12 protein-coding genes are annotated in these 12,753 nt (G+C 73.1%); 5 read left to right on the forward strand and 7 right to left on the reverse strand.

Annotation, left to right across the window (positions count from 1 at the left end):
* Positions 1 to 75 precede the first annotated feature (75 nt).
* From N0B34_RS10530 to N0B34_RS10545, 4 genes are all read left to right on the forward strand, one after another.
* Positions 76 to 963, forward strand: a complete 888-nt coding sequence (locus tag N0B34_RS10530) for an ABC transporter ATP-binding protein (protein ID WP_263731347.1) — start codon at positions 76 to 78, stop codon at positions 961 to 963.
* On the forward strand, positions 950 to 2,731 hold the full coding sequence (locus N0B34_RS10535; protein WP_263731348.1) for a hypothetical protein: 1,782 nt from the start codon (positions 950 to 952) through the stop codon (positions 2,729 to 2,731). Before N0B34_RS10530 ends, N0B34_RS10535 begins: the two co-directional genes overlap by 14 nt.
* A gap of 99 nt (positions 2,732 to 2,830) precedes the next feature.
* Positions 2,831 to 4,303, forward strand: coding sequence for an MBL fold metallo-hydrolase RNA specificity domain-containing protein (locus N0B34_RS10540; RefSeq protein ID WP_263731349.1), 1,473 nt, complete (start codon positions 2,831 to 2,833; stop codon positions 4,301 to 4,303).
* Positions 4,304 to 4,350: 47 nt separating this feature from the next.
* Positions 4,351 to 4,818, forward strand: a complete 468-nt coding sequence (locus tag N0B34_RS10545; protein WP_263731350.1) for a hypothetical protein — start codon at positions 4,351 to 4,353, stop codon at positions 4,816 to 4,818.
* Positions 4,819 to 4,921: 103 nt separating this feature from the next.
* On the opposite strand, the gene arcC is transcribed toward N0B34_RS10545, so the two are convergent.
* The 6 genes from arcC to N0B34_RS10575 all read right to left on the reverse strand — a co-directional run bounded on the left by arcC (position 4,922) and on the right by N0B34_RS10575 (position 11,140).
* A complete protein-coding gene (arcC, locus tag N0B34_RS10550; RefSeq protein ID WP_263731351.1) occupies positions 4,922 to 5,860 on the reverse strand; it encodes a carbamate kinase in 939 nt (312 codons plus the stop codon).
* A gap of 9 nt (positions 5,861 to 5,869) precedes the next feature.
* Positions 5,870 to 6,880, reverse strand: a complete 1,011-nt coding sequence (gene ptcA / locus N0B34_RS10555; RefSeq protein WP_263731352.1) for a putrescine carbamoyltransferase — start codon at positions 6,878 to 6,880, stop codon at positions 5,870 to 5,872.
* A 210-nt stretch (positions 6,881 to 7,090) separates the two neighbouring features.
* Positions 7,091 to 8,188 (reverse strand): agmatine deiminase, encoded by a 1,098-nt coding sequence (gene aguA / locus N0B34_RS10560; protein WP_263731353.1) that lies wholly within the window; start codon positions 8,186 to 8,188, stop codon positions 7,091 to 7,093.
* A gap of 97 nt (positions 8,189 to 8,285) precedes the next feature.
* A complete protein-coding gene (locus N0B34_RS10565; RefSeq protein WP_263731354.1) occupies positions 8,286 to 9,767 on the reverse strand; it encodes an APC family permease in 1,482 nt (493 codons plus the stop codon).
* 180 nt (positions 9,768 to 9,947) lie between these two features.
* Entirely contained in the window at positions 9,948 to 10,577 is a 630-nt protein-coding gene (locus tag N0B34_RS10570; RefSeq protein ID WP_263731355.1) for a TetR/AcrR family transcriptional regulator, read from the reverse strand.
* Positions 10,578 to 10,678: 101 nt separating this feature from the next.
* On the reverse strand, positions 10,679 to 11,140 hold the full coding sequence (locus N0B34_RS10575) for a MarR family winged helix-turn-helix transcriptional regulator (protein ID WP_263731356.1): 462 nt from the start codon (positions 11,138 to 11,140) through the stop codon (positions 10,679 to 10,681).
* 100 nt (positions 11,141 to 11,240) lie between these two features.
* On the opposite strand from N0B34_RS10575, the gene N0B34_RS10580 reads away from it, so the two are divergent.
* On the forward strand, positions 11,241 to 12,197 hold the full coding sequence (locus N0B34_RS10580; protein ID WP_263731357.1) for an SDR family oxidoreductase: 957 nt from the start codon (positions 11,241 to 11,243) through the stop codon (positions 12,195 to 12,197).
* Positions 12,198 to 12,252: 55 nt separating this feature from the next.
* Here the strand turns inward: N0B34_RS10580 and N0B34_RS10585 are convergent, their stop codons facing one another.
* Positions 12,253 to 12,729, reverse strand: coding sequence for a YbaK/EbsC family protein (locus N0B34_RS10585; RefSeq protein ID WP_263731358.1), 477 nt, complete (start codon positions 12,727 to 12,729; stop codon positions 12,253 to 12,255).
* Positions 12,730 to 12,753: the final 24 nt, after the last annotated feature.

Here is a 12,753-nt window from a genome sequence, read left to right on the forward strand (position 1 = left end):
AGGTGAGGATTCGGTCTCCCGCAACCCCGCAGGGCGGGCCATGCTGGACGTAGGGCTCCTGCGAGGAGGTCGACGATGACCGCCAACGGGTGGGCGATCGAGACGGTGGGCCTGACCAAGCGGTTCGGCTCGGTGCTGGCCCTGGACCGGTTGGACCTGACGGTGACGCCGGGGGAGACGTTCGGCTTCCTGGGCCCCAACGGTGCCGGGAAGTCCACCACCATCCGCCTGCTGCTGGACCTGATCCGGCCGACCGCCGGCAGCGCCCGCGTGCACGGCATCCCCGTGACCGACGTGCGGCGGGCGCACCGGCACATCGGGTACATGCCGGGCGACGTGGCGCTGTGGCCGCAGCTGACCGGCACCGAGACCCTCGAGCTGTTCGCCAACCTCGCCGGCGGCGTCGACCCGGCGTACCGCGCCGAGCTGCTCGAACGCCTCCAGCTGGACCCGTCGCGCCGTGTGGGCACCTACTCGCGCGGCACGCGGCAGAAGCTGGCGCTGGTGGTCGCGCTGATGACCAGGGCGGACGTGCTGCTGCTCGACGAGCCGACCGCCGGGCTGGACCCGCTGATGGAGGAGGTGTTCCAGGCGCTGGTCCGCGAGGCGGCCGGCCGCGGGCAGACCGTCTTCCTCAGCTCGCACATCCTCGACGAGGTGCAGGACCTGTGCGACCGCGTCGCGATGCTGCGAGAGGGACGGCTGGTGGAGGTGGCGACCCTCGACGAGCTCCGCCGGATGGGCGCCACGGTGGTGGAGCTGGTGGTGGACGGGCCGGTGCCGGCGCTGGCCGGCGTGCCCGGCGTCGGCAGCGTGGAACCCATGCCCGGCGTGCTGGGTGGGCTGCGCGTGACCCTCGACGGGCCGCCGTCCGCCCTGCTGCGCGCGCTGGCCGACGTGCAGGTGGTGCGGCTGCGCACACCGGAACGCTCGCTGGAGGAGGCGTTCCTTGCGTACTACTGACGAGCGTCCGACGACGGGGCGCGGTGCGGCGGCGCAGCGCTCGACGACCGCTCAGCCGACCGCCGAGCTGACCGCGACGGCCGGTGCGGGGACGCGTCCGACGGCGCCGACCGTTCGTCGGCACCACGTGCACCGGGCCGCTCCTGGGACCGGCGCTGCGGCCCGGACGGTGCGGCGACCCGGTGGTGCGGGGACGGCCGCGGCGCTGACCGTGCGGCTGCTGCGGCGGGGGACGGCGGCGATCGCGCTGGCCGCGGCGGTGTACGTGGCGATCGAGGGGATCACGTTCCGGGTCGCGTACCCCGAGGCCTCGGACCGGGCGACGCTCGTGGAGTGGTCGCGGAACCAGTCGATCCGGCTGATCTCCGGGCCTGGTGCCGGCGTCGACACCGTCGGCGGGTTCACCGTCTGGGACGCCGGCTGGATGATCGAGCTGGTGGCCGCGGCGTGGGCGATCACGACGACCGCGCGCGTGCTGCGGGCGGACGAGCGGACCGGCCGGCACGACCCGGTGCTGGCGCAGCCGCTGCGTCCGGTGCAGCTGCTGGCGTCCCAGCTGGCCGTGCTGCTCGGAGCCTGCCTGGTGATCGGGTTCGCCGCGGCGGCCGCCTTCGTGGCGGTGGGTGGGCAGCTGACCGGTGCGGTGCTGATGGGCGGCCTGCTGGCGGGGTTCGCCGGCACCGCGGTGATGCTGACCGCGGTGACCAGCCAGCTGTTCGGCTCCCGCGGCGGCGCCGCCGGGGTGGCGGCCGTGGTGATCGGCGTGGCGCTGCCGTTGCGGGTGGCCTCGAACAGCGCGGAGTCGCGGGCGTGGCTCGGCTGGCTGACACCGTTCGGGTGGACCGACCACCTCGCGCCGTTCGGCGCCAACCGGGTGGCGGTCCTGGCGGTGCCGCTCGGCGTCGTCGTCGTGCTCGGCGTCCTGGCCGTGCGGCTGCGGCTGCGCCGGGACACCGGCGCCGGGCTGCTGGTGCGGCGCCGTGCCGACCGGTCGCGGCACTGGGGGCTGAGCAGCCCGGTGGCGCTGGCGACGCGGACGGGGCTGGGGTCGCTGCTCGCCTGGGCGGGTGCCCTGGTGGTGTGGCTCGCGATGTTCGGGACCCTGGTGCCGACCGTCACGGGGTTCCTGGACCAGGACCCGTCGTACCAGCAGCTGCTGTCCGCCATGGGCATGTCGCCCGGCGACTACGTGCGGGGGTTCGTCGGCATGGTCGGCACCATCGCGGGTGTGGCCGTCGCGGTGCAGGTCGCGTTCCGGGTGGGTGCCGCCCGGGCGGAGGAGGCCGCGGGGCGGCTCGACCTGCTGCTGGCCGGCCCGCTTCCGAGGTGGCGCTGGCTGGCCGGGCACGTGGTGGTGCTGGTGGTCGGTGCGGTGGGGCTGGTCGCCGTGGCGGGTGCGGCGTTCTGGGTGGGTGCCACGTCGGCCGGTGCCGACGTGACGGTGCCGGACGCGGTGGTGTCGGCGCTGAACCCGCTGCCCGTGGTGCTGCTGTTCGCCGGTCTGGACGTGCTGCTGCTCGGCGTCGCCCCTCGCCTGGTGGTCCCGGTCGGCGCCACCGCGGCGATCGCGGCGTACCTGCTGCAGACCCTGGGACCGCTGCTGAAGTGGCCCGACTGGGTGCTGAACGTCTCGCCGTTCCACCACCTGGCGACGGTGCCGACCTCCGACGTCGCGTGGCCGGCGGCCTGGGTGATGACGGGCATCGCCGTGGCGCTGGCGGCGGCCGGTGCGGCGGCGCTGTGGCGGCGGGACCTCGTGGGCGCCTGAGGATCTCGCCTGGTCAGCGTCCTGCAAGGGCCTGCCGCGGGGCCGCGGCGGGGTGGAGACTGGCAGCGAGGACATCGTCGTCCGAAGGATGTGAGCACCATGTCCGCCTCGTCGTCCGTCTCCTCGCCCGCCTCGTCGTCCGCCGGCTGGTCCACCCCCCGTCGGCCGCAGCGTCGGCCCACCCTCACCTTCCTCGGCGCGGCGGGGACGGTGACCGGCAGCAAGTTCCTGGTGGAGACGCCGGACGCGCGCGTCCTCGTCGACTGCGGGCTGTTCCAGGGCCCGCAGGAGTGGCGGCGACGCAACTGGGACCGGCTGCCGGTTGAGCCGTCCTCTGTCGACGCGGTCGTGCTGACGCACGCGCACCTCGACCACTGCGGGTACCTGCCGCTGCTGACCCGGAACGGCTTCTCGGGACCCGTGGTGTGCAGCCGCGACACGGCCCGGCTGGCGAGCATCGTGCTGCGGGACGCCGCCCACCTCGAGGAGGAGCAGGCCGAGTACGCCCGCGACGCCGGGTTCAGCAAGCACTCGCCGGCGCTGCCGCTGTTCGACAGCTCGGACGCCGAGCAGGCGATCTCCCTGTTCCGGCCGCACGACGGCCCCGAGCCGGCGGCCCTGCCCGGCGGCATGCAGGTGTCCCTGCACCCCTCGGCGCACATCCTCGGCTCGACCTTCGCGGTGCTCGACGTCGACGGTGTCCGCGTGCTGTTCACGGGGGACATGGGTCGGCCCGGGCACGTGCTGCTGCAGCCGCCGGCGCCAGCCGTGGACGCCGACGTGGTGGTCACCGAGTCGACGTACGGCGGCCGCGTGCACGAGCACGGCGGACGGGAGGCGCTCGCAGCCGCCGTGACGCGGACGGTCGGCCGCGGCGGCGTGTGCCTGCTGCCGGCGTTCGCCATCGACCGCACGGCGGTGCTCCTGGTCACGCTGTCGGAGCTGCGCGAGCAGGGGGCGATCCCGGACGTGCCGATCTACGTCGACAGCCCGATGGCCCTGCGGGCGCTCGAGGTGTACCGGCAGGCCTTCGCGGCGCACGACCCGACGCTGCGTCCGGAGGTGCTGGCCGCCCACGCGGTGCTCGCGGCCCCCGGCGTGCACCTGGCCAGCACCCGTGAGCAGTCCGAGCGGCTGAACCACCCCGACCACCCGTGCGTGATCATCTCCGCCTCCGGCATGGCCACCGGCGGGCGCGTGCTGCACCACCTCGTCTCCCAGCTGCCGGTGCGCGACAACGCCGTGATCCTCACCGGTTACCAGGTGGCCGGCACGCGCGGTGCCGCGCTCGCGGAGGGCGCCCGGCAGGTGAAGATCCACGGCGAGTACGTGCCGGTGCGTGCGGAGGTGGTGGTGATCGACGGCTTCTCGGCGCACGCCGACGCGGACGAGCTGATCGCCTGGTTCTCCACCGTGAGCCCGCCGCGCACCGCCTACGTGGTGCACGGCGAGCCGGACTCCGCCGAGACGTTCGCCGAGCGGCTCGACGACGAGCTCGGCTGGAACGCCGTGGTGCCGCGCTACCTCGAGCGCGTGGTGCTGCGCGCCCGTGCCGCGGCTGTGCCGCAATGAGGTCCGCCGCGCACCCCCGCGCTCCCTGGCGCGACGACCGGACCACCGTGCGCTCTCGTGCGCTCGTCGTGGCGATGCTGCTCGGCACCGCCGGCCTCGTCGGCCTGTGGGTGCCCGACCGCGCGGCGGCCAGCTGTGCGGCGCCGCAGGTGTGGGTGGCTGTCGGTGGTGCGACGCCGACCCTGGTGACGGAGTCCGCCCCCGCGCTGGTCGTCCGGCGCGGCGACCGGCTGGTGGTGCGCGGTGAGCTGTTCCACACGGGGTGCGAGGACACCGGCAGCACCGGCCCGGGGTGCAGCGGGCCGCCTCCGTCGGATCGCGAGCGGCCGATGGCGGACGTGGCGCTGACCCTGCAGCAGGGTGCGAGCGCCTGGCCGCTGGGCTCGACGGCCGCCGGACCGCGTGCGGAGCGCTACCCGGTCGCGTTCGACGTGGTGGTGCCCGACAGGGTCGCAGCTGGCGCTGCGACCCTCCGGGTCGGATCGGTCGACGTCCCGCTGGCGGTGCAGGTCTAGCCGGCCGCACCGGGACGGGGACGGCTCTCGCTCTGTACGCCTGGTGTACGTACACGAGGCGTACAGCGCGAGAGGGCGATCCGCTGCCCCGTGGACGCAGCCGTCAGGAGTGGATCACCGTGCCCGTCGCACCGCTCATCGCGAGCGGCGCCTTCTCCAGCGCGCAGATCACCGCACGCCGTCCGGGCCCGCTCGCGACGAATCCCGTCGCCGCCTGCACCTTCGGCAGCATGGAACCGGCACCGAACTGCCCCTCGTCCACGTACCGCTGCGCGGTTGCGAGGTCGAGGTGGTCCAGGTCCTGCTGCTGCGGCGTGCCGAACCCGATCGCCACCTTCTCGACCGCCGTGAGGACGAACAGGTAGTCGGCACCGACCACCTCGGCCAGCTTCGCCGAGGCGAAGTCCTTGTCGACCACCGCCCGCACGCCGTGGTGGTCACCGTCGGCGTCCCGCACCACGGGGATCCCGCCGCCGCCGCACGCCACCACGATGAACTCGTGGTCCAGCAGGTTGAGGATCGAGTCCCGCTCCACGATGTCCACCGGTCGCGGCGACGCCACCAGGGTGCGCCAGCCGCGTCCGGAGTCCTCGGACATGGACAGCCCCGGGGTGGCCGCCATCATCCGACGTGCGGTGGCCTCGTCGTAGAAGCCGCCGATCGGCTTGGTCGGCCGCGCGAACGCGGGGTCGTCGGGGTCGACCTCCACGCGCGTGACCACGGAGGCGACGTGCCACGGCATGCCGACCCGCCGCAGCTCACGGGCGATGCCCTGCTGCAGGTGGTAGCCGATGTACCCCTGGCTCATGGCCGTGCACTCCGGCAGGTCCAGCGCGGCGACCCGGTCGGTGTGCTGCGAGGCGATCTCGAACGCCAGCTCGATGGCGCCGACCTGGGGTCCGTTGCCGTGGGACACGATGATCTCGTGCCCCTGGGCGATCAGACCGACCAGGGCCGGGGCGGCGGCGTCGATCCGCTCCTGCTGCTCGGCCGGGCACGTGCCGAGGGCGTTGCCGCCCAGGGCGATGACGATGCGTGACATGCGGGCGCCTCAGAGGATGCCGGCGAGCACGGACTCGAGCTCGGCCTTCGCCGCCGCGACCTTGACCGGGTTCGGCACCTCCGGCCGCAGGAAGTACACCAGCAGCGCGCGCTGGGCGGTGAGCCGGTTGCCGGCCTGGTCGAAGGCGATGGAGAAGTCGGCGTCCAGCACGTCGTCGGTGACCTCCTCGCCGCGGGTGGCGGGCAGGCAGTGCATGAACTTGGCGTCGGGCCCGGCCAGGGCCATCAGGTCGCGGTTCACCTGGTAGGTGGGCATGAAGGCGGCGAGCCGCTCGGCCTCGCCGAGCTCGGCCTCGTAGTCGCCGTACCAGACGTCGGTGTAGACGAAGTCCGCGCCGGCCAGCGCCTTGGCGGCATCGTCCGTCACCAGCACGCTGCCGTGCGACGTCTCGCAGTTCGCCCGGCCGATCGCCTGCAGCTCCGGCTTCAGCTGGAACCTCTCGGGCCCGAACTGGACGAACTCCATGCCCATCTTGGTGGTGATCATCATCAGCGAGGCGCACACCTGGGTGGCGTCGCCGACGAACACCACCTTGCAGTCCTCCAGCCGCTTCCCGGCCGGCAGGTGCTCGACCATGGTGATCAGGTCGCCGATCTCCTGCGTCGGGTGGTTGTAGTCCGACATCCCGTTGAGCACCGGGATGGTGGCGTACCGGGCCAGGTCCGCCACGGTGTGGTGCCGCGCGACGCGGGCCATCACCACGTCGACCAGGCGGGACAGCACGCGGGCGGTGTCCTCCATGGACTCGTGGCCGCCGAGCTGGATCTGGCCGGGAGCCAGGTACTGCGCGTGCCCGCCGAGCTGGGACATCGCCGTCTCGAACGACACGCGGGTACGGGTGGACGACTGCTCGAAGATCATGCCGAGCGTCCGGCCGGCCAGCAGCGGCGGGAAGTACCCGGCACGGACGCAGCGCTTGAGGGTCAGGCCGAGGCGGACGAGGTCGAGCACCTCGTCCTTCGTGAGGTCCTGGGTGTCGATGAAGTGGCGGGGGGACATGGCTCTCTCCTGCGGGTTCGTGGGCTGGTTCGTGGGCTGGTTCTGGGTGTGCGGGGTCGGCCGAGCGCGGTCGGGTCGCCGCGGGTGCGGGAGCAGGACCGGTCGGATGCCGGGGGAGGGATGGTGGCGTCGTCGTGACGCCGGTCGCGTCGGCCCCGTCGGGGTCGGGCGAACGCCCTGGTCAGGGCGTGGGGTGGTGGAGAGGCGTGGTCAGCGCCCGGAGGGCACCTGCTGGGTGATGCAGTGCACGTTGCCGCCGCCCAGCAGGATCTCCCGGCCGGGGACCGTGACGATGCGGCGGGGGGCGAACAGCTGCGTGTACGCGGCCACCGCGGCGTCGTCGTGCGGGTCGTCGAACACCGGCAGCACCACCAGCTCGTTCCCGATGTACGAGTTCACGTAGCTGCCGGCCAGCCGGTCACCGGCCTCGCGCGGCAGCGTGCCCTCGATCGAGTCGACGCCGCGGGACTCCTCCTCGGTGATGACGATCGGACCGGGCTGGTGGATCTTCACCACCTCGAAGGACCGGCCGCGCGCGTCCGTCGTGGACTGAAGCACCTTCAGCGCCGCCGCCGACCGCTCGTGCTGCGGGTCGGTCTCGTCGTCCGTCCAGGTCAGCATCACCACGCCCGGCCGGACGAACCGGCAGAAGTTGTCGACGTGCCCGTTGGTCTCGTCGAGAAAGACGCCGTACGGCAGCCAGACGACGACCTCGACCCCGAGGTGGTCGCGCAGGTGCTGCTCGATGTCCTCCCTGGTCAGGTCGGGGTTCCGGCCCGCCGACAGCAGGCACTCCTCGGTGACCAGCACCGTGCCCTCACCGTCGACGTCGATCGAGCCGCCCTCGAGCACCAGCGGTGCGCGGTACCGGTCCACGCCCTCGATCTCGAGCACCTTGCGGGCCACGGCGTCGTCGGCCGCCCAGGGGAAGTACAGCCCGTCGACCAGACCGCCCCAGGCGTTGAACACCCAGTCGACGCCGCGGACGTCACCCTCGTCGTTCACCACGAAGGTCGGGCCGGTGTCGCGCATCCAGGAGTCGTCGTTGGACATCTCCACCACCCGGACCTGCTCGGGCAGCTGGCTGCGGGCGTTGTCGTACTGCCGCGCGGACACCGCGACGGTGACGGCCTCCGTCTCGGCGATGGCCGTCGCCACCGCGGTGAACGCGGCCTGTGCGGGCTTGCCGCCGAGGCGCCAGTTGTCGGGGCGCTCGGGCCAGACGAGCCAGCAGCCGCTGTGGTGGGCCCACTCGGCCGGCATGCGGTAGCCGTCGGCGGCGGGGGTGGAGCTGTGCGTGCGTGCCATGGGAGGCGACCTTCCTGGGGCGTCGGTGGTCGTGCCGGGTGGTCCCGGTCGGGGATCGCCCGGGACCACCCGGGGTCGGGGGATCAGGTGGGTGCGGTCAGTCGACGACCGCGAGCTCCGGCTCCGCGTCCGGGTCCTCGCCGCGCTCCAGCGCGCGGTCCCGGGTCCAGCGCGGTGCGCGGGCGCAGAAGTACTCCTGGATGCCGACGGTGATGGCGAGCCCGATGAGGATCGAGCCGGTCACGGCCCAGGAGAAGTCGTACGGGTTCCAGACGAAGAACACCGCCGCAGCCGTCAGCAGGGCCGTCGGCACCCACGTGACCAGCCACGTCATGGTCCGACCACCGGGTACCTGGTAGGGCCGCACCCGGTCCGGGTCGATGCGACGCAGCTTGCCGAACGCCAGCATCATCACGATGTAGGGCAGCAGGAAGATCACCGACGAGAACGCGAACAGGTTCCAGAACACCTCGTCGATCGACCCGCCGGTCACCGAGAACAGCACGGCGTACGCCAGCGTGAACACCGTCCCCACCAGGGAGCAGAGCATCGCGGCGCCGACGGGGGTGCCGCGGTCGGGGTGCGTCCGGGCGAACACCTTGGGCAGGTCGCCCTGCTGGGCGGACTCGGCCGCGGCGATGTTCGCGCCGATGGTCCACGGCACCAGGCTGGCGAAGAAGCAGAACAGGGCGCCGATGCCGAGGATGGTCACCACGGTGCTCGCGACGCCGGAGTCGCCGAAGCCGCGGCGCAGCGCGTCGACGAGTCCGGTCGTCTTCGAGATCTCGTCGGCCGGCACGATGAGCTGCATGCCGACCGTCGCCACCAGGTAGAACGCACCGATCAGCGCACCGGCGATCGCGATGGTCCGCGGGACGTCCCGGCGCGGGTTCTCCATCTGGGTGGAGGCGGACGACATCAGCTCGAACCCGAGGAAGTTGTAGATGACGATCGGCAGCGCCGCGATGAACGCCGGCAGCGTGTGGGTGGGGATCACCGAGCCGACCGACCACGTGGTGGCCGAGCCGTGGTGGGCGGTGTAGATGCCGCCGGCGACGGCCAGGGCGACGATCACCGCGATGGTGATGCCGGCGCCGAGGTTGGACACCCACGTGCCGGTCTTCAGGCTGCGGGCGTTCACCCAGTAGTTGATCCAGATCAGCGTGACGGTCACCGCCACCTGCACCCAGAAGTTCAGGTGCCCGTCGAAGAACATCGACGAGATGGCCCCGGAGAACATCAGGTACACGCTGGGCACCCACAGGCCGACGTTCAGCCAGTACCACCACGACACCCGGGTGCCCCAGCGGTTGCCGAACGCCCGGACCACCCAGGCGTAGATGCCGCCCGCGTCGGGGTAGGCGGAGCCGAGCTCGCTGGTGACCAGGCCGTAGGGGACGAAGAAGACGACGATGATCGCGACCGTCCAGAAGATGGCGGTCGGACCGACGGCGGCCGTCACGGTCAGCTGCGACAGCAGCAGCATCGCCGCCACCGAGAACAGCACCATGTCGAACATCCGGAACGTCTTGCGGGTCCCTGTGTCGGCCGTCGGGGGACGGTCCGTCTGCGCGGTCATTGCAGCTCCTTTGCGTGGCGTGCCGCTGTGCCGAGTCGCGCACGTCGCACCGGGGGAGCCGCTCGCGGTCGCGAGGTCTGGTCCGAACATGTACAAACGTACAACTTCTCGTGTTGTACAAACGTACATGTGACGAGATTGAGGCCTAGGGACCTTCGTCCTGCGGTGCGGTCGAGCTGACTACGGCTGCACGCAGAGCCGTTCGACCACCACGCGCAGCCGGGTGGTCAGGTCCGGCACGCTGAGCTCGGCGTTCGAGACGGCCTCGAGCATCAGGCCGTCCACCAGGCACGCCACGATCTGCACCGCCTGGTCGCGCGGCACCGCCGGGTCGGTAGGCGGCAGCACCCGGTCCACCAGCTCGCCGATCATCCGCGACCAGGCGCGCGCCTCGTGGCGGACCACGCCGTTGCGCGTCGCCTCCATGAACATCTCGAACAGGGCCAGGTCGTACAGCGGGTCGGCCACCGTCTTGTCGAAGAACATCTCGGTCAGCACGTCCAGGGCCCGGTCGACGTCCGGCACCTCGTGCAGCGCGTCGACGATGGACGCCAGCCGCACCGCCTCCGCCTCACGGGCGTGCGCCATCGTCTGGAGCAGCAGGTCGTCCCGGTCGGTGAAGTAGTACGTCGTCGACCCGAGGGGAACCTGCGCCACCTTGGCGACCGCGCGGTGCGTCACCGCGGAGGCGCCGCCGGTGCCGAACACCCGGACCGAGGCGTCGAGGATCTGCTCGCGCTTGCGCTCACCGGTGGTGGTCTTGGCCCGCGACCCGTTGCTGCCGGTCCCCGTCGAGTGCCCCTCTGCCACCGAACCCGCTCCCGTCGTCCACCCTGACCACTCCGGGGTGCAGGCTAGCGCCGTGCTCCGGGCCCGCCGTCGGGACCGGCGCACGCGGACGGTCCGCCGGATCAGACGCGCGCGCGACGGCGCTCGATCGCAGCGCCCGCGGGGCCGTCGGCGACGAGCGCGCGCAGCACGGTGATCGTGCTGTGGGCGGTCTCGTCGTCCGGGAGCGCGGCCCGCAGCCGTGCGTGGAAAGCCGCCTCCACCTGCGCGATCTGCCGCGCGAGCTCGGCGCCGGACGGGGTGAGGCGCAGCCGGGTCAGGCGGCCGTCGGCCTCGTCGGGGACCTGCTCCGCCCAGCCTGCGGCGACCACCGTGCGGGTGAGCCGGCTCGGGCTGCCCGTCTCGCACACCAGCAGGGCGCCCAGCTCCTTGACGGACAACGGTTCGTGGCTGCCGGCCAGCACGGTGAGCACCTCGGACTGTGCCGGGGTGACGCCCAGGGGACGCAAGGCCTCGGTGAGCCGCCGGTTGCCCTCGCGCTGCGCGGCCAGCACCAGGTAGCGCAGCTCCTCGATGCGATCCACGGGGTCACCATACCGGTGACACAACATGCGTGACATGTCTTGCACCGGTCAGGACGGCGAGGCAGACTCGGTGACACGTCATCGATGTGGAGGAGGAACCATGATCGCCGTCATCGGATCAACCGGGTTCGTCGGTACGGCCCTGACCCGTCAGCTGCGCGCAGCCGGCCCTGCGGAGGGCGGTCGTCCCGAGCCGGTCCGCGTGCTGGTCCGCGACGAGGCGCGGGCCCGCGCCCGGCTCGGCGGTGCCGGGGGCGAGCGGTTGGACGTCGTCGTCGGCGACATGCACGACGAAGCCGCGCTCGACGCCCTGCTCGCCGGGGCCCGCGCCGTCTACGTGCTGGTGCAGACCGTCACCGCCCGGCAGCCCGACGGCGCCGGGGACTTCGCCGACGCGGAACGACGAGCCACCGAGCTGCTGGTCGCGGCCGCCCGCCGCGCCGGCACCCGCCGGCTGCTCACCGTCGGGCTGATCGACGCCCGGGCGCAGGCGACCAACCCCTGGGTGCGCTCGCGGGTGGCCGTCGAGCGGCAGCTGCTCGGCAGCGGGCTCGACGTGACGGTGCTGCGGCCCGGGCTCGTCGCCGGCAAGGGCGGGGCCGGGTTCGACGACCTGCTGACGGCCGCCCGCCGCCCTGTCGCCGCGATCCGCGGTGCGGGACGGCAGCGCTGGTCGTGGATCGCGCTCGACGACCTGGTCGGCTACCTGGTGGACGCGCTCGACGAGCCGGCGACGTACGGCCGGGTGCTCGACGTCGGCACCGTCGACGCCCCGACCTACCGCGAGCTGGTCACCGCGACGGCGGCTGCGCTGGGCCGGCCGGCGCCGCACGTCATCGGGCTGCCGCTGGGCGTGCTGCACCTGGTGGCACCGTTGCTCGAGCGCGTCGGCGGACACCCGCGCGGGGGTCTGCGGGCCGCCCTGGACCACCTGGCCGACGACCTCGTGGGCGACCCAGTGCCGATCCGCGCGCTGCTGCCGCGGGACCTGCTCGACTGGGACGCCTGCGTGCACGCCGCGATCGAGCAGGCGCCCGCGGTGGTGCCGACGCACTGAGCAGGAGCGCCGCCCGCCCCAAGCCGGAGCCGGCCCGCCGCAGACTGGCGGGGGGTCAGTCGGGCAGTCGGGAGACGGTCACCCACCCCGCCGGCCGGGCGACCGTCTCCAGCTCGTCGCACGTCAGCTCGATGGCCGAGGCGGCGTCGCCGCACGCGGGGAACACCGAGTCGAACCGCTGCAGGGACGTGTCCAGCCACACGGTGGCGGACTCCGGGTTGCCGAACGGGCACACGCCGCCGGGCTCGTGGCCCGTCAGCCGCTCGACCTCGTCCCCACCCAGCATCCGCGCCTTCAGCCCGAACGCCTGCTTGAAGCCGGCGTTGTCCAGGCGTGCGTCGCCGGCCAGCACGACGAGGATCGCCGTGTCGGGGTCGGCCCCGCGGAAGCTGAGCGTCTTGGCGATCCGCTGCGGGGCAACCCCGAGCGCCTGCGCCGCGAGCTCGACGGTGGCGCTGGAGTGCTCGGTGACGATCACGTCGTCGGCGCGCCCGTACCGGGCGAGGTGGTCGCGGGCGCGGTCCAGGGACATCGGGGGTCGCTCCTCGTCGGGCGG

The sequence above is a fragment of the Cellulomonas sp. SG140 genome (genome assembly GCF_025770785.1).
Lineage (GTDB): Bacteria > Actinomycetota > Actinomycetes > Actinomycetales > Cellulomonadaceae > Cellulomonas.